Source organism: Thermobifida sp. (assembly GCF_017577275.1).
GTDB lineage: Bacteria > Actinomycetota > Actinomycetes > Streptosporangiales > Streptosporangiaceae > Thermobifida > Thermobifida fusca.
The window spans coordinates 200,268-221,648 of record NZ_PITY01000019.1 but is presented as its reverse complement, the minus strand read 5'-3'; the positions used below and the strand labels follow the sequence as shown (position 1 = coordinate 221,648).

Here is a 21,381-nt window from a genome sequence, read left to right as displayed (position 1 = left end):
GACATCGAAATTGTCCGCTGATAGGACCTTGACGGCCGCGTTGATCCTAGGCCATCCGGAGACAGTCGGATCCGGGGGTGTCGTGCCGGTGCGGGGCATGGGGCAGCGGACGTCGTGTTAGACGGCGATGCGGTCGCGGAACCGCTCTTCCAGGCGGAGGAGATGGAGGGTGGTTGCGGCCTGCGCTGCCTCCGGGTCCCGGTTCTGCAGGGCGCGGTAGATGATGTGGTGGTCGCCGCGGAGCTGTGCCGCCCATTCTTCCTCGTCGGCTGCCGGGTCGCGGTGGATCCGCGCTCCCAGCGCGGGTGAGGCCAGCCCGTCGATGAGTGCCGCCAGGGTCGCGTTTCCCGCGAGTTCGGCGAGGGTGCGGTGGAAGGCGGTGCCTGCCTCGGTCGCGGCCAGGCCGCAGGCGTGGTCTTCTGCGTCCAGGAGGGCGGCCAGGGTGCTCAGGTGTGTGTCGCTGGCGCGGACCGCAGCGAGTGCTGCGGCGGCCGGTTCCACGATGCGGCGCACGTGGAGCATTTCCAGCAGGGTGGTGCCGCGGCCGACCTCGGCGAGGACGGAGAAGGGTTCGAGCAGTCTGCGGGGGTGGAGTTCGGTGACGTAGACGCCTGCGCCGTGCCGCGCTTCCAGTACCCCCAGGGTGGTCAGGACCCGGATCGCTTCCCGCATGGAGCTGCGGGAGAGTCCCATTTTCGCGGCGAGTTCCCGCTCGGTGGGGAGCCGCTGGCCGGGGTGGAGTGTTCCGTCGGCGATCATCGCCTTGATCTGTTCGACTGCTCGGCGGGTCACCGTCATCCGTCCGGCACGGGGGGCCGCGCGCACGGGGCTCTCGGAGGTCACGTTGGCGCCTTCCTCGTCTTACCAGACCAATGAGGGGAGCACCATCCCCGCACAGGGGGGTGTGCGGGGATGGTGCCGGGTGTGGCCCCCGCCGATGACGGGGGCCACGGCGGCTTACATCCGAATCCAGGGCGAGGTTCAGCCGATGGAGCAGACCGCGCCGTTGACGGTGAACTTCTCAGGTTTGGTGTTCGAACCGCCCCAGGTTCCGTTGAAGCCGATGTTGACTGAGCCGCCCGGCGGAACTGATCCGTTCCACGGCAAGGAGGTGGCGGTCACGTCACTGCCGCTCTGCTGCCAGTTGGCGCTCCAGCCGTGGCTGACAGTCTGTCCCGACGGGAAGGTGAAGCGCAGTTCCCAGGAGTCCCACGGGGTGCTGCCGGTGTTGGTCAGCGTCACCGAGGCGGTGAAGCCGCCCGGCCAGTCGTTGGTCTGGTACGTCACCGCGCAGGAGGCGCTGGGCGTGGGAGTCTCGTCCTCCTTCTCGGTGGTGAAGGTGACGGTGGCTGGCGTGGAGAGGTTGCCTGCCGCGTCGTAGGCGACCACCTGGACGGTGTACTCCTGGTCCGCGCTCAGCCCGGTGAGCGTGTAGCTGGTCTGCGCGGTGGTGCCCACCTCTTCAGCGTCACCGTCGCGGACCAGGGAGACCTTGTAGCCGACCACTCCGACGTTGTCGGTGGAGGCGTCCCAGGTCAGGGTGGCGCTGGTCGCGGTGATGTCGCTGGCCTTCAGGTTCCCAGGCTTGCTCGGCGGGGTCTCGTCGTCGCCCGGTCCGGGCTCTTCTCCGCCGGGCTCGCCGGCGTCGTCCTGGTCGGCGATGAAGGACGCGATCCACGACAGGGGGGCGTTCCAGTTGATGGTCAGCTCGTTGGTGGACCACGACTCGATGTGGTCGATGTAGCACATCTGGGGGGCGCACCCGGTCAGCTTGGACTGGGCCACCGGGTCCCAGGTGGTGGAGTCGGAGTTGGGTCCACCGGCCAGCGTGCCCTTGGGCGGGTTGGGCAGCCGGGGGTCGAGCTGGTGGGCGTACCAGCGGCTGTGCTGGTTGCGGGAGTCCTTGTCGCCGTAGCCGGTGACGTAGGACTGGTTCAGCGCGTTGCGGCCGAAGATGTAGTCCATGCCTTCCAGCACGCCGTCGCGGTATTTGGTGTCACCGGTGAGGTCGAAGGCGACCGCCAGGATCACCATGTTGTTGAGGACAGCGCTGTTGGAGCCCCAGACGAACACGCCGTTGTTCGGCTTGTAGGCCAGGCCCCACGGGCTGGTCTCGACGTTGGCGAGGTACATGTCGGCGGCATCGACCACGGACTGGCGCACCCGGTCGCGGTCGGCGAGGTCGTTGGGGATCGTGGCCAGCTGGAGGCGGGCCAGCGCAGCAGTCCATCCCCAGTCGAAGGCGCCGTCGCGGAAGACCTCTTCGTCGTCGGTGTGCAGCGGCGACGAGGTCACCGCGTCGCGGTACTCCTCCTTGCCGGTGGTGAGGAACAGTTCGGCCGCGGCCCAGTAGAACTCGTCGGTGACGTTGTTGTCGTTGTACGGGCCGCCGCCTTCACCGAAGGCAGGCGCGTAGATGTTCGGGTTGGCCTTGGCGGCGTCCCACGCGGTTTCCGCGGCAGCCAGGCACTCGGCGGCGAAATCCTCGTCGAAGGGTTCGAACACGCGAGCGCACTGGGCGGCGGTGGCGGCCAGGTTCAGCGTGGCCGCGGTGGACGGCGGCTGCAGGTAGCGCGGCTGCGGGTCAGCGGAGGGCAGCAGCGGCAGCCCGGTCCACTGTTCGTCGTGGATCTTGTGGTGCGCCATGCCGGCGAGCGGTTCGCCTTCGGGCACCTGCATCTTGAGGAGGAACTCCATCTCCCAGCGTGCTTCGTCGAGCACGTCGGGCACGCCGTTGCCGGTTTCGGGCAGGCGCAGGGTGGAGTCGGCCAGCTTGTCGGGCTGGGCGGTGTCGGCGAGCTGGGAGCGCTCGTAGATGCTCATGATCTGGTGCACCGAGATACCGCCGTTGACCACGTATTTGCCGTGGTCGCCCGCGTCGTACCAGCCGCCGGAGACGTCCAGGGAGTAGTCGCAGGTGCCGGGCGCGCACGGCACGTCGGTATCGCCCTGGTTGGGGGGCACGCCGATGTGGCCGGCCGGGCGTCCGTAGCCGGGGGCGATGGAGTCGAGGATCTCGATGCCGCTGCGCTGCGGGTAGTAGAACGACAGCGCGTCGACGCGCAGTTCCTCGTAGACGCTTTCGTCGATGTCGAAGGGGTAGCTGGTTTCACCGTCGACGGTGAGCGTGTAGTCGCTTCCCTTCGTGGTGTAGGAGCTGAAGTCGACGGTGTGGACGTTGAGCCCGGAGCTGGAGTCCGCGCCGTGCGGCTTGGTCTGGCCGCTGGCGACCACGTTACCGTCGGCGTCGGCAAGCTCCCAGGTGAGCGCGCTGGTGGCGTCGGTGACCACGGTCGCCTTCTTGGGACCGTGCGGGAGGTAGCCGACCTGGTTGACGCGGACCCGCGGTCCGGTGTCGGGTTCGTAGACCGGGGGTTCGGCGCCGCCGAGCAGGGCGACGTCGTCGAGGCAGAAGGTCCACGGTTCGTCGGAGCCGCCGATCTGGAAGGCGACTTGGGCGTCGTCCCAGTCGACGTTGGAGGTGAAGACGAATTCGTAGGTTTCTGCCTCGGGGCCGAGCAGGGCACGCTCGTCCATCTGGGTGGTCCACGGCTCCACGGGCTCTTGCACCAGGGCGCGGATGGAGACGGGGACGGTGCTGGAGGCAGTGAAGGAGAAGGCGTAGGACTCACCTTCGATGAGGGGGATGTCGTCCTGGCCGATGATCACGTCCCACGGGTTGACGGTGCCGCCGGGGACGTCGACGCACAGCATCCCGTCGGTGACGTTGAGTTGGATGTTCTCGGTTCCCCACCAGGGTGCGGTGCCGGAGCTGAAGTCGCCGTTGCGAATCTGGTTGACTTCGTCTGCCTGGGCGGGAACCGCCGTACCCCCGAGCGCGACTGCGCAAGTCGCCGCGGTGAGGGCGACAAGGGGGGATCGAGATCTGGGTCTCCTAAGCACGGAAGTCCTTCCGTAGGGGGATTCGAACTGGGAGGATGACCTCACAGCGGAGGCCCACCATGGGAGCGCTCCCATTTCATGTGACCTATGACATAAAAACAGGATCACTCAGCGGTGTCAATAGGTTACGCTCGGATCAGGACTTTCCGGCTGCTCTTTCCTCCCGCAGAACAAAAAGGGCCCCGCTACCCGCGGGGTTATTCTCTGCTCGTCCAGCGTTCTCCCCGGGGCAGCGGGCCCTATTCCCGCCGTTTTACACACTGAATCCGCGGAACAGCAGGCTGGCCAGAATCAGGCCTACGACCAGGTTGAACAGCGTGGCGAGCGCGAAGACTCCGATCGGCCGCCAGCCGACCTCCTTGAGCGAATTGACGCTGAATTCCAGGCCAATACTGGTGAACGCCGCAATGAGGAACCAGTCACGCAGGGCTTTGGCCGTATCGAGCCCGGCCGCTCCCGCTTCGCCCATGGCACTGGCCCACAGGGTGGCGATGATGGACGCGGCGAGGAAGCCCAGCACGAACTTGGGGAATCGGTCCCAGAGAGTGCGTGCCCAGGTGCCGATGCCGACCGTCGCCCCGCCTGCCGGAGCCACCCGGAAGGTGAAGTAGGCGGTGAGCAGGACGGCGGCCACGCCCATGAGGATGTTCTGCGTGGACTTGACGATAGAGGCGATCTGCAGCGCCCCCTCACCGACGATGGCGCCTGAGGCGGCCACCGCCGCTGTCGTGTCGATGTTGCCGCCGATCCAGGCTCCTGCCTGGGCCGCGTTGAGACCGATGATCTCCACGAGCCAGGGCAGCAGGAAGATGGACGGCAGCGCGAACAGGATCACCAGGCTCGCGGTGTAGGCGAGCTGTTCCTTACGGGCCTGCACGGCTCCGGCTGCAGCGATCGCGGCGCTCACCCCGCAGATCGACACGGAGGAGGCCAGCAGGGCGCGCAACCGGTCGTCCAGTCCGAAGCGGCCGCCCAGCCACCAGGTGAAGAGGAAGACCGCGCTGACCAAGAGGATCGCCTGGAGGATGGCCGGTCCTGCGGCTTTGATGATCACGTCGAACAGGACTGTGGAGCCGAGGAGGACCAGACCGGTCTTGATGAAGAACTCGGTGCGGAATCCTCCGGCGAGCCGACGGCGGATTCCCAGGGCGCTGAGCACGGCGTTGGCCGCCAGTCCCAGCAGGATCGCGTAGACGGGATATTCGACGGCTTTGGCGACTCCGGCGAAACCAGTGCCTTCGGCGGCCGCGGGGACAGCGGACTCCAGGAACCGGGTCACTGCGGCAAGGAGGACGACGACGGCGACTCCGAGCAGCGCCCAGTACCAGGGGCGGGCGGGGTCGGCGCCGTCAGGTGCTGCAACGTCGGGGGGTGTCGTAGTGCTCTCGCTCATCAGGGCACCAGTCCCGTGGGGATAATCCCGATCAGGGAAGCGGCCAACAGGACGAGGCCGAGGACGGTCGCGGCCCAGTCTTCGCTGAGTCGGAAGCGAGGTGCACCGGTGGGATGGGATGCTCTGTCGTTCATGGCGTGTCCTTACCGGCAGACGAGTGTGCAGGGTGCGGGAGTACCGCGCGCCCACCTTAACTCAAGTAATCCTACCTATTTAGTATAGATATGGGCTACTTTTCCGAAAAGACCGCCTCGCTCCCCTGCCTGCGACGCACTACCCTGGGCTCCTGAACCGGTTCACATGCGAGCATGCACCAGCTACCAGGAGCGCTAGTGAGCAACGACCACCTCCCCGAGTTCCCGGCCGGATTCTGGTTCGGCGCGGCTACGGCCAGCTACCAGATCGAGGGTGCGGTCCACGCGGACGGACGCGGCCCGTCCATCTGGGACACCTACAGCCACACACCGGGCCTGGTCCTCAACGGCGACACCGGCGACGTGGCCTGCGACCACTACCACCGCTACCCCGAGGACGTGGAGCTCCTGCGCCGCCTGGGGGTGGACGCCTACCGCTTCTCCATCGCCTGGCCGCGCGTCATGCCCACGGGATCAGGCGACGTCAACCAGCGCGGCCTGGACTTCTACGACCGTCTCGTCGATGCGCTGCTCGAAGCGGGGATCACCCCGGTGCCCACCCTCTACCACTGGGACCTGCCGCAGGCCCTGGAGGATGCCGGCGGCTGGCGTTCCCGCAGCACCGCGGAGCACTTCGCCGCCTACACCCGGGCGGTCGTTGCCCGTCTCGGCGACCGGATCCGCCACTGGATCACGCTCAACGAGCCGTTCTGCAGCGCTTTCCTGGGCTATGCCGTGGGCCGGCACGCCCCCGGGGCCCGGGAAGGCACGCCTGCGCTCGCCGCCGCGCACCACCTGCTCCTCGCCCACAGCCTGGCAGTGCAGGAACTGCGCGCTGCCGATGCGGGCGAGGTCGGCATCACCCTCAACCCCGACCGGATCCTGCCCGCCTCCGACAGTGCGGCCGACCGCGCGGCTGCCGACCGCGCGGAAACCCTGCACAACCGGGTCTGGTTCGACCCGCTGTTCGCCGGCCGCTACCCCGCGAACGAAGCCGACGTGTGGGGAGAGCTCGCGGACGGCTCGTACCGGCGCGACGGCGACCTGGAGATCATCGGCCAGCCGCTGGACTTCCTCGGCATCAACTACTACCGGCCGCTCAAAGTCGCCGACGGCCCGCTGACCGAAGCCGACCCGGCACGCCGCACCGCCGTAGACATCCGCGCCCACCAGCAGCGTTTCGATGGAGTGCGGCACACAGCCATGGACTGGCCGGTCGTCCCCGAATCCTTCACGGACCTGCTGCTGGACCTCACGGAGCGCTACCCGAACCTTCCGCCCATCTACATCACAGAGAACGGCTCAGCCGAGCACGACGTCGTCTCCCCTGACGGACGGGTGCACGACACGGACCGCATCGCCTATCTCAACGACCACCTGCATGCCCTGGCCGCGGCGATCCGCGCCGGGGTGGACGTGCGCGGCTACTTCGTCTGGTCGCTGCTCGACAACTTCGAGTGGGCGTTCGGATACGAGCGGCGTTTCGGCATCGTCCGGGTGGACTACGACACCTTGGAACGGCTTCCGAAGGACAGCTACTTCTGGTATCAGCGGCTCATCGAGCACCACCGCGCCCGCCACCGCGGCTGACCCCTCGTCTGCGGGCTGCCTGGGGCAGCGGCTGCACAGCCGCTACCCGGACTGGCCACGATCCGCTCTGCCGTAACGTGCGCACCACGGTGTCGATACTCTCCAGGGCCGCACAGCATCGACAGTCCGGCCTCTCCCCTACATACGCCCCTCCGGTTCGCCCCACAGGACAATCTCGATCTTTCAACCTCGGTGGAGCGTGGACCGGGCGTGGACGAATCGGTGGAGGTCTGCCGGGAACACGACGCGGTCTCCTGCGGTGCGAGCGGGAACGGCTTGGTGGCCTGGCTCGTCGGCTCCGCCCCGCTGCCCACTCCTCCGCCTGGGCCGCTGACCCCGAGCACTTTCGGGTTGCCGGGCAGCAGGCACGGCTCGTCCCTGCTGCCGGTCCGCGGCCGGGTGACGTCAACATTGGGAGCTCCTCACCCAGGAGACCGCCGCTCCCGATGGTCCTGATGCCCCTTGTGCACAGCAGCGGCCCACGCTGGGGCCGTGCGCACTGCGGCGGCTCCGGCTTCGGCGCTGCAATGCACGGCCATCGTGCTCTCTTTTCTCGTCACGCTGGGGAGAGTGCCCGCTCCGCCTCACGTTACGGCCATGACTTGCCGAGACAACGGACCCTAATCCCGACCCTCATGTCTGGTTTTTCACGGTGTGCGGTGGGGTGGGAAAGCGTCGCCGAGCGGGGAGCGGGGGACGGCGTAGTGGCATGCCACAGCGTGGTCGTTGCCGTGGTCGGCCAGGGTCGGCACCTCTGTTGCGCAGCGGGCCTGCTCTGCTTCCGTGAGACGGGCGAACACGGGACAGCGGGTGCGGAACCGGCAGCCCGAGGGGGGATGCATCGGGCTGGGCACGTCGCCGCGGAGCACAATCCGCTGCCGGGCACGCTCCCGGCGCGGGTCCGGGATCGGCACCGCGGAGATCAGCGCCTGGGTATAGGGGTGGGCTGCCGCGGTGAACAGGCGTTCCACGGGTGCGGTCTCCACGATCCGCCCCAGGTACATCACCGCGACCTGGTCAGCGAGGTGCCGGACCACGGCCAGGTCGTGGGAGACGAAGAGGTAGGAAAGCCCCAGCCGCTCCTGGAGTTCCTCGAGGAGGTTGATCACCCCGGCTTGGACGGACACGTCCAGCGCGGAGACCGGCTCGTCCAAGACGAGCACTTCAGGTTCTAAGGCGAGGGCGCGTGCAATCCCGACGCGCTGCCGTTGGCCGCCAGAGAACTCGTGCGGGTACCGGTTGCCGTGGGCCGGGTCCAAACCGACGAGCCGGAACAGCTCCCGGACCCGTTCTGCTCCCCCGTTGCGGAACTGGCCGTGGATGCGCAGCGGTTCAGCGACCGCATCGAACACGGTCATCCGCGGGTCCAGGGAGGCGAACGGGTCTTGGAACACGATCTGCATGCTGCGACGCAACGGCCGCATCCGGGACGAGGACAGTCCGGTGAGAGTCTGCCCGCGGTAGGACACCCGGCCGCGGGTCGGAGGGATGAGGTTGAGCAGCATCCGGGCCGTGGTGGACTTCCCGCACCCGGATTCGCCTACCAGCGCCAAGGTCTGGTGGGCGTGCAGGGTGAGAGAGACGTCGCATACCGCGTGGATCTCCCCGCTGCGGCGCCGGATCAGCCCTTTGGAGCGCACCGGGAAGTGTTTGACGAGGCCTTCGGCGACGAGCACGGGCTCGCCGCGGCTGCGGGTGCGCTCCACCGCCTCTGGAAGCGGGTTCGCACTCGGAGCCGTATTAGAGGCGAACAACTCTTCCGGTCGGATACCGGCCAGTTGGTCAGCGAAGTGGCAGGCTGCGGCATGGGTGTCGCTGACCGCAGTGAGCTGCGGGGTGCTGGTACGGCACACCGGTTTCGCGAGCGGGCAGCGGGGCGCGAACGCGCATCCGGAGAGCTGGTGGTCCGGGGAGGGCGGGGCGCCGGGGATGGGGACGAGCCTGCTGTGGGGTGCGGCGTCCATGCGTGGCTGGCTGCCCAGCAGGCCGAGAGTGTAGGGCATTTGCGGGGAGGAGAAGACCTCGTCCACGCTTCCGGTTTCCACGATGCGTCCCGCATACATCACCGCGACCCGGTCGACGTGTCCGGCGGCGATGCCCAGGTCGTGGGTGATGAGCACGAGCGCGGCACCGGTAGCGCGGCGTGCGGCCTGCAGTGCGTCGAGGACTTGTGCTTGGACGGTCACGTCCAGGGCGGTGGTGGGCTCGTCGGCGATGATCACGTCGGGGTCGTTGGCCATGGCGATGGCGAGCACAACCCGCTGGCGCATGCCGCCGGAGAGTTCATGCGGGTAAGCGTCGATACGCTGCTCCGGTTGGGGGATGCCGACGGTCCGCAGGAGTTCCACGGCGCGTTCGCGGGCGGCAGCGCGGGACACGTCCCGGTGGGCGTGGATCGCCTCGGTGATCTGCGTGCCGATCGGGTGGACGGGGTTGAGCGAGGTCAGCGGGTCTTGGAAGACCATGGCGACGCGGGCGCCGCGGATCCGGGTCAGTTCTGCGTCTTTGCGGCCGACGACTTCGTAGCCGGCGACCTGGATCGAACCGGAGACGCGGGCCGTGCGGGGCAGGAGTCCCAGGACAGCGAGTGCGGACACGGACTTGCCGGATCCGGATTCGCCCACGATGCCGAGGGCTTCGCCGCGGCGCAGGTGGTAGGAGATGCCGCGCACGGCGTGGACGTCCCCTTCGCTGGTGGGGATCCGGACGTGTAGGTCGGTGACGCTGAGCACGGGGGCGTCTGCGGCAGCGGTTGCAGGGTTCGGGGCGTGGTTGGTCGAAGTCATCGGCGTGTGATGGTTTGTCGAGGGTCGAGGGCGTCGCGCAGGCCGTCACCGATGAAGTTAATCGTCAGGCAGATCATCACGATGAACAAGCCCGGCGGGTAGAAGAGCCACGGCCGGGTGAAGGCGGCGGTGCGCGCGTTGTCGATCATCAGGCCGAGGGAGATGTCGGGTGCCTGGATGCCGAAACCGAGGAAGGACATGCTCGCTTCGAGCAGGATCGACGTGGCAATGAGGAGGGTGGCGGCGACGATCGTGGGACCGGCCGCGTTGGGGAGCAGGTGGTGGAGGACGATGCGGGCGTCAGAGGCGCCGGCAGCGCGGGCCGCTTCCACGAACTCCTGTTCCCGCAGGGAGAGCACTACGCCGCGGACGACGCGTGCGATCGTGGTCCACGAGAACAGCGCGATGATGAGCGCGACCGCCCACCAGGTGGTGCCGCCGCGCACGTTGCCGCTGATGGCGGCGACAGCGACGAGGAGGGGGACCACCATGAGCACGTCGACGATACGCATCATCACCGCGTCGATCCAGCCCCGGTAGTAGCCGGCGACCGCGCCCCACAGCGCACCGAAGGCGGTGGCCAGCACGGAGACGGTGAGCGCGACTTTGAGGGTCTGCTGGGTGCCGCGCATGAGCTGGCCGAGCACGTCGTGTCCGGCGTTGGTGGTGCCGAAAGGGTGGGCCCAGCTGGGTGGCTGGTTGGGCAGGATTTCCCGGTGCACGGTGTGGTCCCACGGCCACAGGAGGGGGCCGAGGAACGCGAACAGCACGGTGAGGACGAGCACGGTGAGGCTGGCCATGGCCATGCGGTGGCGGAGAAACCGGGTGGCGACCATGCGGAGTTGCCCGTGCTCGGCACTGCGGTCGACAGGATCAGGTGATGCCGCGCTCGCAGACGGGGCGGGGGTGCTGGCGGGCGGGTGGAGGTCACTCATAGCGGATCCTCGGGTCGAGTACGCCGTAGAGCAGGTCGGCAATGAGGTTGGCGATGATGACCGCGGTCCCGCTGAGCATCAGCCAGCCCATGAGGGCATAAGAGTCGTTGCGTTTGATCGCTTCCACGAAGAAGTCGCCGAGGCCGCGCCATTGGAAGACGGTTTCGATGAGGATGACTCCGTCCACGGTTCCGGCGACGGTGACGGCGACGACGGTGGTCAGCGGGATGAGGGCGGTGCGCAGGGCGTGTCTGCGCAGGACGACGCGGTTGGGCAGGCCTTTGGCTCGGGCGAGGCGCACGTAGTCGCTGTTGAGGACTTCCAGCATGGAGGTGCGCTGGTAGCGGCTCCAGGCGGCGTATCCGGTGAGCATCAGGGTGAGGGTGGGGAGGACGAGGTGGCCGAGGTGGTCGGCGAGGAGTTGTGCGGTGGTGAAGCCGCGAGTGTCGGCGGAGGTTGCGCCGACGGTGTAGAAGATCGTGTAGCCGGTCTGCTGGTTGACCCACACTCCGGCTTCCTTGATGAGCGCGCCCAGCCAGAAGGTGGGCATGGCGAGGGCGAGGAAGCCGATGAGGGTGAGGGTGTAGTCGACCATCGAGTATTGGCGGAGTGCGCTGATGACTCCGCTGAGGATCGCTAGTCCGAGTGCCAACAGCAGGGCGGCACTGACCAGGCGCAGGGTGGTGCCGAGTCGTTCGGCGAGGGCGTGTCCGATGTCGTAGTCGGCTCCTTGGACGGAGGGGCCGAATTTGCCGCGGAGCAGGCCGATGTCGCCGTTGCCTCCGATGCCGGTCAGCCACAGCACGTACCGTTCCGGCAGGGAGCGGTCCAGGTAGAGCCGGGCTTCTTCGGCTTTGATCACTTCTTCGGGAACGGGGGGCTGCTGGACGCGCAGGTCAGCGAGCGGGTCTCCGGACAGGTCGATGAGGAGGAAGGTGAGGATGGAGGCCGCGAGCAGCAGCGGGATGGTGCCGAGCAGGCGGCGGACGGTGTAGGCGAGCATGGGGGTCCTCGGGATGCGGCGCGGTCCTGGGCGAAGGGGTGATCCCCTCCGCCCAGGCTCGGGGGTCACTATTGGGCGACCAGTCCCCACTCGTGGTGCTGGTAGAGGGCGCGCAGGCTGGATGAGGGGTTGTCGCGGACGTTGACGTAGTCGTCGGTCACGAGGATGTAGACGGGCATGTTGAACAGCGGCAGGACGTAGGCGTCCTGGGCGACGATGCGGGCCGCTTCGTTGGCGTATTCGGCGGCTTCGTCGAGGGAGGAGGCGTTGCGGGCGCGTTCGACGAGTTCGTCGACTTCCTCGTTGTGGTAGCGGCCGAAGTTGCTGTCGCTAGTGCTGCTCCAGTACTGGCTGGGCGCGGTGGCGAAGGACGGGGTGCTGCTCCAGCCGTACTGCATGATGTCGTAGTCCTGAGCGGCGAGGGTGCCGCCGAGGTCGTCGGTGGGTTCGATGGTGACCTCGATGCCGATCTCCGCCAGGTAGGACTGGATGAGTTCTGTCGAGGTGTCGCGCACCGTGTTGCTGGTGGAGCGCAGCCGGAACGGGCCGACTTTCTCCCCGTCGCGGGTCAGGGTGTCGCCTTCGTAGGTGTATCCGGCGTCGAGGAGGATCTGGCGGGCGGCGTCGATGTCTCCGCTGCCTTGACCGGTCTCGGTGATGACGTCGGTGTGGTAGGGGCTGTCGTTGGAGAAGACGTGGTTGGTGCGGGGTTCTGCCTCGGGGTAGAGCTGGGCGATGGTGCGCTGCGTGATGTCTTCGACGTCGATGGCGGTGAAGATGGCGCGGCGGAGCTCAACGTCTTTGAGCCACTCGTTGTCGAGGTTGAAGTCGATGTGCTCCCAACTGGGCCCTTCGGTGATGCTCACGTTGAGGTTGGGGCGCTGCCGGGCTTGTTCCACGGTGTCTTGGCCGAAGGCGACGGGTGAGGTGCCGTGGGCTTCACCATTGTCGAGGGCGCTGATCCAGGTGCCTTCGTCGGTGAGGAAGCGGATGACGACGGTGTCGAGCGTGGGCTGGACTTCGCCGTACCACTGTGGGTTGGGTTCTTTGATGACCTGGGTTTTGAGGTCGCCTTCGACGAGGCGGTAGGGGCCGCCGGAGAAGGTGGGCATGGTGGTGTGCAGCCATTGGAAGTATTCGCCCACACCTTCGGGGGTGGTGATGTCGAATCCTTGCTCTTCGGCGATGTGGGCGGGGTAGATGCCTCCGGCGATGTTGTCTGCGCTGAACCGGTCCCGCCATTCGGGGTCGGCGACACCGTCGACGAGGGTCACGGTGACGGTGGAGCCGCCGTCGCTTCCTTCAACGCTGGCGATCTGGTTGTAGGTGTCGGAGCGCGGCTGGCATCCCTTGCAGTGGCCGGCTTCTTCGGTAGTGCTGAGTTTCCAGGTGATTTCGAAGTCGGCGGCGGTGATGGGGGTGCCGTCGTCCCAGACGGCTTCGGGGCGGATCTTGAACTGGTAGGTGAAGGGGTCTTCGTCGATGAGTTGGGGTTCCTCGGCAAGGAGGTCCAGGTTGGTGGTGAAGGTGGCGCCGTCAGGCTCCCAGTAGCCGGTGTTCGGCAGGATGCCGTGGAGCATTTGGAGGGTGTAGACGCTTCCCCCTTCTGGTGAGAGGGAGGCCCAGGCTCCGGGGAGGGAGTCGACGATCCAGGTGATGCTTCCGCCTTCAGCGCGTTCTCCGCTGTTGCACGTGTTGGGGTTGTCTGCACAGTCCGCGAAGGCATCCGTGTTTTCGCTGCCTTCGTGGGGTGCGCAGGCGGTGAATGCAAAGAGCGCCGCGATGAGCAGCGCGGCGCCTACGGTTGGTCTACTTTTTCACGCATGGCCTCTCCCCTGGGCTGTTCGTGTCCGTGGCAACGAACCCCGAAAAACCGAACAAGCTGGGAGTAATAAGACCATTACTCTCAATTAGTGCAAAGATTTATCTGAGTTTTGTGATGCAGTCGCAATCTTCCCTTTGCCCCGCCGCTAGCAGGACATTGTGACCGAAAGAATCGCAGCGTGGAAGGGTGTATCGCAAGGTGTGACTCTTCACCGGAGCTTCCTTGCGTCACACGAGAAAACAGCGTCACCCAAAGCGACATTCTTCACAAAAAATAAGAAAATGAATTTCTGCTTTATGTCAGAAATAACCACTTTGTCGCAGTATGGCAGACATATCGGAGTTCTACCGCTGGGGTTCCGCTGCGACTCCCCCATGCGCTCCTGCGGCGGGCTCACCGGCGCCGGTACACCGACAGCCGGAAGACCGCGGTCACCTCGACCGGTTCGGGCAGCCGGGCCAGGCGGGAGCGCACCGCCTCAGAGGTGGTGTGGCGGGCGTTCGGCGTCATCCCCACCAGGGTTGCTGCCTCGGCGTGGGAGAGCCGCAGAGGCAGCGTGAACTGCTCGTCGGCTTCCTGGGTGAAGCTGCGGTGCAACTGCGCGGCCAGCCGTTCCTCTTTGCGAGGGTCCACGGCGATCAGCTCCACGTGCGACCGCAGCTCAGCGAGGTGACGGCGGCCCGGGGTGACGACCAGCAGTGTTCCCCCGCGCTGCACGACCCGAGCAAACTCCGCCCCGTTCCGAGGTGCGAACACGTTGAGCAGCACTCCCACGGAGTCTGCCGCCAGCGGTAGGCCCCGCCACACGTCACAGCCCACCGCTCCCGCCCGAGGATGGGCGCGGGCGGCCCGCCGTAGCGCATATCGGGACACGTCCACGGCCAAGCCGTACGCCTTCGGCAGGGCATCCAGCACAGCGGCCAGGTGGTGTCCGGTACCCGCACCGATATCCGCTACCAGTCCCCCAGTCCACCGCTGCGCAGCGTGGTCGGCCAGTACCGCCGACAGCGGGGCGTAGTGCCCCGCGTCGAAGAATGCGCTGCGGGCCTGCACCATGTCCCGGTCGTCCCCCGTGGTCGCCGGGCGTCCCACGGTGAGGTTCACGTAGCCTTGGCGGGCAGCGTCGAAAGAGTGCCCCGTCCTGCAGGCCAGCGCAGTCCCCTGCTGCTGCATCCCGTTCCCGCAGTGCGGGCAGGCCAGCGCCGCCGCCACGGGATCGGGGATCCGCAGCCGTTGCCTCTCCCCCATGACCGTCCAGGCTACTGGCGCCTGGCCCTTCTAGCCTCCGAGCATCTCGCCTCGCGCACCATGGTCCGCGGCCAGCGCACTCCCGGCACCGGGTCCTCGCGGGCGGCCCTCCGCTCACGCTACCGGTGTGCTCAGGGCTGGCGCAGGTCAATAGGCTGGTGCCGCTTGCTGCTCAGCCTGGACGAAAGGTTGTGATCCTATGGCGTCCCGTCCCACCGTGCTGCTGCTCAACGGCCCCAACCTCAACCTGCTGGGTTTGCGCGACCCCGCCCAGTACGGCACCACCACGCTCGCCGAGATCGAAAAACGGGTCGTGTCGCTCGGTGCCGAGCTGGGAGTGGACGTGGTGTGCGCGCAGAGCAACCACGAAGGCGAGCTGATCGACCGCATCCACGCCGCCCGCGAGCTGGACGGCATCGTGTTCAACCCGGGCGCTTACGCCCACACCAGCGTTGCACTGCGCGACGCTATCGACGCGGTCCCCACCCCGTGTGTGGAAGTCCACATCTCCAACATCTACGCCCGGGAACCGTTCCGGCACACGTCGATGACCGCCCCGGTCGTCAACGGCATCATCGGCGGCTGCGGGGTGCACGGCTACGAACTGGCGCTGCGGCACATCGTCTGGCTGATCACCCAGGGCAGGTGAACCGGCCGCACACCCCCTCCCGACGCCACGGGTCGTTCACCTCTGGTTAAATTCTTCGACGGCAGAGAACCACTGTGTGTTCAGTCGGGGGATGAGGCAACCGTGTCGAGGGCAAAGCGCCGCGCAGGGACCGTAATCGCGCTGCTGGGCGCGTTGACACTGGTAGCCGGGTGCGGCAGCGACAACGCGGTACGCGGCGGCGCGCAGATCCCGGTGCCCGAAGACCTGGAGTGTTTCGACGGCGCCATTCGCGGCGCCGGCTCCAGTGCCCAGGAACTGGCCATGCAGGTGTGGATCTCCGCACTCCAGACCGCCTGCGACGATGCGCGGATCTACTACGACGCGATCGGCTCAGGCGGCGGACGGAACCAGTTCATCGACGGCGCGGTGGACTTCGCCGGGTCCGACGCGGCCATGGACGAAGGCGAACAGGAGGAGGCCCGCCAGCGCTGCGACTCCGACGTCATCCACCTGCCCGCCTACGTGGTACCGATCGCGGTGGCCTTCAACCTGGAGGGCATCGACTCGCTCAACCTGACCCCCGACACGCTTGCCCGCCTGTTCAGCGGCGACATCACCCGGTGGAACGACCCGGCGATCGCGGAGACCAACCCCGACGTCGACCTCCCCGACCTTCCCGTGGTCCCGGTCAGCCGTTCAGACGAGTCCGGCACTACGGAGAACTTCACGGCCTACCTGGCGGCTGCTGCTCCTGACGCATGGCCTCACGACCCTGACGGGCAGTGGCCCTTCCCCCCGGTGGAAGCCGGGCAGGGCAACAGCGGCGTGGCCCAGGCGATCCGTGGCGGTCAGGGCACGATCGGCTACCTGGAGGCGTCCCACGCTGAAGGCATGGCCACGGTCCGCGTGGGCTCGGGGGACAGCTTCGTCGCCCCGTCGCCGGAGTCTGCGGCACGGATCGTATCGGTCTCCCCGCGGCGGGACAGCACCACCCCGCACGACCACGCCATGGCGTTGGACTACTCCGCTACCGAAGCCGACGCCTACCCCATCGTGCTGGTCAGCTACGAGATCGCCTGCCTGTCGTACGCGGACGCCGCCACCGCGGAGGGAGTGCGCACCTTCCTGTCCTACCTGCTCAGCGCGGAAGGCCAGGAAGCAGCGTCTCAGGAATCCGGGTCGGCTCCGCTCGACGCGGAACTGCGCGCAGAGCTGCTGGAGTCCGTGGCGGCGATCGGCACCCACTGACCGCTCCCCTGCACTGCCAGGGCTGCGGACTGGTGCCAGGAGGGTGGGCCGCTGCGGCCGTGACTGGAGACCGAACGGGGGTATCGGTGATCGACACAGAGTTTGTCGACCATGTTGCTGACCGGCTGGCCGCCCTGCCCGGGGTGACCGCGGTGAGCCTGGGTGGCTCCCGGGCCGTGGACACGCACCGCGCCGACAGCGACTGGGACCTGGCCATCTACTACCGGGACCGGTTCGACCCGCAAGACTTGCGGGACCTCGGCTGGCCCGGTGAAGTCTCGGAGATCGGCGGTTGGGGCGGCGGGGTGTTCAACGGGGGTGCGTGGCTGACCATCGACGGCCGCCGGGTGGACGTGCACTACCGGGACCTGGCCGTGGTGGAGCACCAGATCACCGAGGCGGAGCACGGCCGGTTCGAGGTTGAGCCGCTCTTGTTCCATCTCGCGGGGATCCCCACCTACCTGGTGGTGGCGGAGCTCGCGCTCAACCGGGTGCTGCGCGGCAGCCTGCCGCGGCCGGTGTTTCCGGAAGCGCTCCGCGCCAGTGCCCCGCCCCGCTGGTGGGGCACGGCGCGTATGACGTTGGACTATGCGCGCAGCAACCACGCACCCCGCGCCCAGGTTGCGCAGGTGGCCGCGGGAATCACGGTAGCTGCCTGCCAGGCCGCGCACGCGGTGCTCGCCGCCCGCGGCGAATGGGTCACCAACGAGAAAACCCTGCTGGACCGGGCGAACGTGCGCGGTATCGACGGGATTGTTGCCGGGCTGCGCGCTGATCCGCACGCACTGGCCGAGGCAGTGGATGCGGCTCGCGCGCTGTTGACCGAGCGGGTCGACGCCGCTCTCAACCAGCGGCCTGGCCCAAGCCCGAGCCGTTAACCGTCCTGTCAGTGCGGTTCAGGCTGGGGCGGGCGCGGCTTCCAACGGAGGCGGGTCAGCGTGCGGGCTTCCCACAGCACGACCACGGCTCCCGCGGCGAGTGCGGTGAGCACCGCGCTGGTCGCATGCGCCGCCACCGTGTGATATGTCGGGGTGAGCGTGCCCCACAGGTTGATCAGCATGTGGCTGACCACGACCGCGGCGACACTTGCCCCCGTGTTGACGTAGACCCACGTCCATAGCACGCGTAGGGCGACCGTGGCGAGGAACTGCCAGGCCACCCAGTCGGGCGGGTGGACCTGGCTCCACGGCACGACATGCCAGGCCGCGCTGACGACACCGATGACAAGGGCTGTGGTCAGCGCACCGTGGCGGGCACGCAGCGCGTCGGTGGCGTACGCCGTCCAGCCCACTTCCTCGGCTGCAGCCGCGCCGAGGTAGACGCAGACCAAGGCGAGCACCCCGGGCAGGGTCGGCTGCGGCATACTGGCCGGCTCCCCGGCAAAGCGCAGGAGGAGGTGGGTCAGCACGGGCCCCGCGGAGACCAGGGGTATCGCGGCATACCAGACCCACCGGCGCGGGCGGGGCGGGACCAGCAGCCGCCCCCACAGGGCACGGACCGCGGCGGACCTCCCCTCCTGCCAGGCCAGCAGGGTAGCGGCGATGGCCGGGCAGACGAACATGAGCGCGCTGACCGGCATCGCCATGGGAACCGCGTCGGGGCTCTCGACGAGAAACCCGAGGATCCAGAAGGGAACCGCGAACAGGAACGTCAGCAGGAAGAGGCGGAGCGGCGCCACCAGTGTCGGCGTGTCGGTCACGGCTACGGACTCCGTGGTTGCTGGTGCAGAAGGCCCCGGCGCTTTGTCGGGTGCTGTCCGGTTCGACAGGGCTGCGGGGACCGCGGTTCCCTGTGCTGCGGGCCTGGGAGGGCCGGGTGTGGTGGATGGAGTGCTCAGTGTTCCCGAGGACGGCGTCGGACAGCGTCCCGGCTCCGGTGCCACACGGCGGCGAGCCGGTTCCAGCCGTGGCGGAGCAGGGTCAGCGGCCGCGGGCGGCGGGCCCCGATCCCCCAGTCGTGGGGGACGGCGATCGCGGACAGGTCCACCGTGTCGGCTCTGCCCTGCATCCGGTAGCGGCCGTGGATCGCGGCTACTGCCGTGCTCAGGTCGTCTGGTTCGGCGGCGGTTCGGGCGAGGGCCCGGGTGCGCCACAGGGTGAGCTGCTGGGGCGTGTCGTGGACGAGTTCCACGACCCCGGCGTTCGCCCATTCAGCGCGGTCCACGAGCTGGGCCACGGTCCGCGGCGCCACCCCGCAGGTCACTGGCACGCGGAGCAGGTAGGGTGCGGGGAATCCGGTGCGGGGTGGGTGCGATGCGAACCGGACGCGGGGTTCGGCGAGATAGTGGGCTTGGATCAGGCGGGCTTCCACCCACCAGTCGGCCTCGGTGTCCCAGTCGGCGACGAGGACCACGTCCACCTCCACGCCTGTGCTGGCGAGGAGCCGGTCCACGCAGGCGCGCACGAGTTCGTAGGGGTGCTGGGCCGCGTCGACGACGGCGAGCACCATCGGCACCCGGTGTTCTCCACGACGCCGCGGCCGGTAGGCGGGGCGGGCGTAGGGCACGAGGGTGCTGAGTGCGTCGCTGCGCAGTCCGGGCACACGGGTGCGGGTGGCGGTGGCGCTGCCTACGTGCCAGGCGCGTGCCTCCCGGTCGGGGATGAAAATCGCCCCGTGCTGCCACAGCCGGTAGCCGAGTTCGGTGTCGTGGCCCAGGGTGAGCGCGGGGTTGACTCCGCCAGCGGATTCGTAGAGGGCGCGGCTCATGGTCACGCATGCGCCGACGAAGGCCTGGTAGCTCAGGCTGTCGGCGTCGCGGAGGTCGTTGGTGCGGGCGAGCAGCCGGGCGATGCGGGGATGGGGTGGGGCGTCGGGGAAGCGACGGCGGAGGGTGCGGGCCACGACAGGGTCGGCAGCGTCCACCGGGTCGGGATCGTGGTCGAGCGCGTAGCGGAGGTCGGCGAAGGACACCGCGTGGGAGTGCGTGTGCTGCCAGCGGACCAGGGTTTCGATGAGGGTGGCTTCGACTAACAGGTCGGGGTCGAGCCAGCACAGGACTTCCCCGCTGCTGATGCGGGATCCGTGGGCGCGGGCATGTCCAGGCCCCCAGCCGTCGGGCGGGGCGGGTTCGATCCGGCACCGGTGGGGCCGCCGGTCGGGAAGGCGCAGCCGGGGTGTGGAGTGGTCGTCGACGACCACGACTTCCATCAGGTGCGCGGGGTAGGTCTGGTGGGTGAGGCAGGCGAGGAGCCGGTCGAGCTGCCGCTGGTTGTTGCGGGCGGGGATGACGATGCTGACGGTGGGGCCGGGTGTCCAGGAGCCCACGGTGGGCGGGGTGAGGGTGCTCCAGTCGTTGCGGAATACTCGCGGATCAGTGGGTTCGGGCGGTGACACACCCTCGATTGACAACTCTGTGTAACTAAATAGATTCACACGGTCACTATAGGGGGCAAGCGGGCAGGGTTCTGGGAATGGCCTGCTCTGCAGCCGGGGGCGTCGCCGAGTCCGTCCTCCTCGGCGACGCCCCCATGACCGCACGGTCACCGTCGCGGCATTCCGACGCTATCCGCAACCAGAGACACTTTTCAGTTTCCCCCGCCGGCCACGGCTTTACTCTCCCACCAGGACCAACGCTTCGTGACTAAGATCACTTACCACAGTGATCTCGGTAACGAAAAATTGGTGCGGGGTGGCGGCACGGCTATTCCCCTTCCCGTGCACCGGTCCCTCCGGAAGAGAGCCGCGCACCAGCGGTGCCCGCCTCCTGTCTTGCGGCTCAGCCCCGCAGCAGGGCGCGGTGGGCCAGTTCACGGCAGACCACCGCGAAGTCCATTCCCGCGGCCTCCACAGCCAGCGGCAGCGTGGACGTGTCGGTCATTCCCGGAGAGACGTTGACCTCGAGGAAGTAGACGCGCCCAGTCTCATCGATGATGAGGTCGGTGCGGGAAACGTCCCGCAGCCCAAGGGCGCGGTGCGCGGTGACCGCCGCATCCGCGGCAGCGCGCGCCACCTCGTCGGAGAGCCGGGCCGGGCTGAAGAACTCGGTGCGTCCCGCGGTGTAGCGGGCCGCGTAGTCGTAGACACCTCCGTCCGGCACGATCTCCACGGCGGGCAGCGCCACCGGGCCGTCCCCCAGGTCAAGCACGCCAACCGCGACTTCGACCCCCGTCACCTGCTGTTCGATCAGCGCGGTGTCGCTGTAGGCAAAGCAGCTCACCAGGGCCGCGGGCAGCGCGGACGCTTCCGTGACGGCCGTCGCCCCGAACGCGGAACCGCCCTGGGCGGGTTTCACAAACAGCGGCAGCCCCAGCATCGCCACGATGCGCTCCAAGACCGCGTGGGCACCCAGGTCGTGGAAGAGCGACTTGGGGAGCGCCAGTCCACGCGGCACGGCAATCCCCTGCTCGGCGACGAGGGTCTTCGCGATCGGTTTAGCGTAGGCGGCCCGGCAGGCATCGGGACGGGCACCCACATAGGGGACCCCGGCCAGCTCCAGGACTTCGCGGATCGCCCCATCCTCCCCGGACGTGCCGTGGAGCACCGGGAACACCACCTGCGGCGGATCATCCGTCAGCAGATTGAGCAGCTCAGGACCGACATCGCAGGTCTGCACCTCCACGTCGAGACGGCGCAGCGCCTCAGCGACACGCCGACCGGAGCGCACCGACACCTCGTGTTCGGGTGACAACCCTCCGGCTAGCACGAGCACCCGGTTCAGGTCGGCCACGGTCCTGCCCTCTCTTCGTCCCTGTTCTGCTGTGGTCACG

At 68.0% G+C, this 21,381-nt stretch carries 17 protein-coding genes; 5 read left to right on the top strand and 12 right to left on the bottom strand.

Going from position 1 to position 21,381, the window contains the following annotated elements:
• Positions 1 to 117: 117 nt before the first annotated feature.
• The 4 genes from CW348_RS05105 to CW348_RS05090 form a co-directional block, all read right to left on the bottom strand.
• Positions 118 to 843, bottom strand: coding sequence for a FadR/GntR family transcriptional regulator (locus CW348_RS05105; protein WP_011292052.1), 726 nt, complete (start codon positions 841 to 843; stop codon positions 118 to 120).
• Positions 844 to 981: 138 nt separating this feature from the next.
• Entirely contained in the window at positions 982 to 3,903 is a 2,922-nt protein-coding gene (locus tag CW348_RS05100; RefSeq protein WP_016188738.1) for a glycoside hydrolase family 9 protein, read from the bottom strand.
• Between the two features lie 253 nt (positions 3,904 to 4,156).
• The gene (locus tag CW348_RS05095) at positions 4,157 to 5,296 is read right to left on the bottom strand and encodes a YeiH family protein (protein WP_016188739.1); all 1,140 of its coding nucleotides are present in this window, start codon (positions 5,294 to 5,296) and stop codon (positions 4,157 to 4,159) included.
• Positions 5,296 to 5,430 carry a hypothetical protein gene (locus CW348_RS05090; protein ID WP_258076890.1) on the bottom strand — a complete coding sequence of 45 codons (135 nt, stop codon included), beginning with the start codon at positions 5,428 to 5,430 and terminating at the stop codon, positions 5,296 to 5,298. Before CW348_RS05090 ends, CW348_RS05095 begins: the two co-directional genes overlap by 1 nt.
• Before the next feature lie 198 nt (positions 5,431 to 5,628).
• Between CW348_RS05090 and CW348_RS05085 the strand changes: the two genes are divergently transcribed.
• Both CW348_RS05085 and CW348_RS05080 read left to right on the top strand, forming a co-directional pair.
• The gene (locus tag CW348_RS05085; RefSeq protein WP_104612935.1) at positions 5,629 to 7,020 is read left to right on the top strand and encodes a GH1 family beta-glucosidase; all 1,392 of its coding nucleotides are present in this window, start codon (positions 5,629 to 5,631) and stop codon (positions 7,018 to 7,020) included.
• A 210-nt stretch (positions 7,021 to 7,230) separates the two neighbouring features.
• Complete coding sequence (locus CW348_RS05080; RefSeq protein WP_146088111.1) at positions 7,231 to 7,476, top strand: hypothetical protein; 246 nt, start codon at positions 7,231 to 7,233, stop codon at positions 7,474 to 7,476.
• Positions 7,477 to 7,667: 191 nt separating this feature from the next.
• On the opposite strand, the gene CW348_RS05075 is transcribed toward CW348_RS05080, so the two are convergent.
• The 5 genes from CW348_RS05075 to CW348_RS05055 form a co-directional block, all read right to left on the bottom strand.
• Positions 7,668 to 9,806, bottom strand: coding sequence for an ABC transporter ATP-binding protein (locus tag CW348_RS05075; RefSeq protein WP_016188740.1), 2,139 nt, complete (start codon positions 9,804 to 9,806; stop codon positions 7,668 to 7,670).
• Positions 9,803 to 10,741, bottom strand: a complete 939-nt coding sequence (locus tag CW348_RS05070) for an ABC transporter permease (protein ID WP_011292057.1) — start codon at positions 10,739 to 10,741, stop codon at positions 9,803 to 9,805. The genes CW348_RS05075 and CW348_RS05070 overlap by 4 nt, the downstream gene beginning before the upstream one ends.
• Positions 10,734 to 11,744, bottom strand: coding sequence for an ABC transporter permease (locus tag CW348_RS05065; protein ID WP_011292058.1), 1,011 nt, complete (start codon positions 11,742 to 11,744; stop codon positions 10,734 to 10,736). Before CW348_RS05065 ends, CW348_RS05070 begins: the two co-directional genes overlap by 8 nt.
• 68 nt (positions 11,745 to 11,812) lie before the next feature.
• Positions 11,813 to 13,324, bottom strand: coding sequence for an ABC transporter family substrate-binding protein (locus CW348_RS05060; protein WP_276527020.1), 1,512 nt, complete (start codon positions 13,322 to 13,324; stop codon positions 11,813 to 11,815).
• A 638-nt stretch (positions 13,325 to 13,962) separates the two neighbouring features.
• Positions 13,963 to 14,817: a putative RNA methyltransferase gene (locus CW348_RS05055; RefSeq protein WP_041428040.1), complete on the bottom strand. Its 855-nt coding sequence runs from the start codon at positions 14,815 to 14,817 to the stop codon at positions 13,963 to 13,965.
• 199 nt (positions 14,818 to 15,016) lie between these two features.
• Between CW348_RS05055 and aroQ the strand changes: the two genes are divergently transcribed.
• The 3 genes from aroQ (at position 15,017) to CW348_RS05040 (ending at position 17,553) form a co-directional block, all read left to right on the top strand.
• Positions 15,017 to 15,466, top strand: coding sequence for a type II 3-dehydroquinate dehydratase (gene aroQ, locus CW348_RS05050; protein ID WP_011292061.1), 450 nt, complete (start codon positions 15,017 to 15,019; stop codon positions 15,464 to 15,466).
• Positions 15,467 to 15,568: 102 nt separating this feature from the next.
• Complete coding sequence (gene pstS, locus CW348_RS05045; RefSeq protein ID WP_104612937.1) at positions 15,569 to 16,675, top strand: phosphate ABC transporter substrate-binding protein PstS; 1,107 nt, start codon at positions 15,569 to 15,571, stop codon at positions 16,673 to 16,675.
• A gap of 86 nt (positions 16,676 to 16,761) precedes the next feature.
• Positions 16,762 to 17,553: a nucleotidyltransferase domain-containing protein gene (locus CW348_RS05040; protein ID WP_104612938.1), complete on the top strand. Its 792-nt coding sequence runs from the start codon at positions 16,762 to 16,764 to the stop codon at positions 17,551 to 17,553.
• Positions 17,554 to 17,561: 8 nt separating this feature from the next.
• Here the strand turns inward: CW348_RS05040 and CW348_RS05035 are convergent, their stop codons facing one another.
• The 3 genes from CW348_RS05035 to CW348_RS05025 all read right to left on the bottom strand — a co-directional run bounded on the left by CW348_RS05035 (position 17,562) and on the right by CW348_RS05025 (position 21,341).
• The gene (locus CW348_RS05035) at positions 17,562 to 18,374 is read right to left on the bottom strand and encodes a CPBP family intramembrane glutamic endopeptidase (protein ID WP_104612939.1); all 813 of its coding nucleotides are present in this window, start codon (positions 18,372 to 18,374) and stop codon (positions 17,562 to 17,564) included.
• 134 nt (positions 18,375 to 18,508) lie between these two features.
• Entirely contained in the window at positions 18,509 to 20,008 is a 1,500-nt protein-coding gene (locus tag CW348_RS05030) for a glycosyltransferase (RefSeq protein WP_159055960.1), read from the bottom strand.
• A 382-nt stretch (positions 20,009 to 20,390) separates the two neighbouring features.
• Complete coding sequence (locus CW348_RS05025; RefSeq protein ID WP_016188746.1) at positions 20,391 to 21,341, bottom strand: D-alanine--D-alanine ligase; 951 nt, start codon at positions 21,339 to 21,341, stop codon at positions 20,391 to 20,393.
• Positions 21,342 to 21,381: the final 40 nt, after the last annotated feature.

Coding starts and splice junctions, on each gene's coding strand:
- CW348_RS05095 (WP_016188739.1), bottom strand. CDS start 5,296: ATGAGCGAGAGCACTACGACACCCCCCGACGTTGCAGCACCTGACGGC.
- CW348_RS05090 (WP_258076890.1), bottom strand. CDS start 5,430: ATGAACGACAGAGCATCCCATCCCACCGGTGCACCTCGCTTCCGACTC.
- CW348_RS05075 (WP_016188740.1), bottom strand. CDS start 9,806: ATGACTTCGACCAACCACGCCCCGAACCCTGCAACCGCTGCCGCAGAC.
- CW348_RS05070 (WP_011292057.1), bottom strand. CDS start 10,741: ATGAGTGACCTCCACCCGCCCGCCAGCACCCCCGCCCCGTCTGCGAGC.
- CW348_RS05065 (WP_011292058.1), bottom strand. CDS start 11,744: ATGCTCGCCTACACCGTCCGCCGCCTGCTCGGCACCATCCCGCTGCTG.
- CW348_RS05060 (WP_276527020.1), bottom strand. CDS start 13,324: ATGCTCCACGGCATCCTGCCGAACACCGGCTACTGGGAGCCTGACGGC.
- CW348_RS05055 (WP_041428040.1), bottom strand. CDS start 14,817: ATGGGGGAGAGGCAACGGCTGCGGATCCCCGATCCCGTGGCGGCGGCG.
- aroQ (WP_011292061.1), top strand. CDS start 15,017: ATGGCGTCCCGTCCCACCGTGCTGCTGCTCAACGGCCCCAACCTCAAC.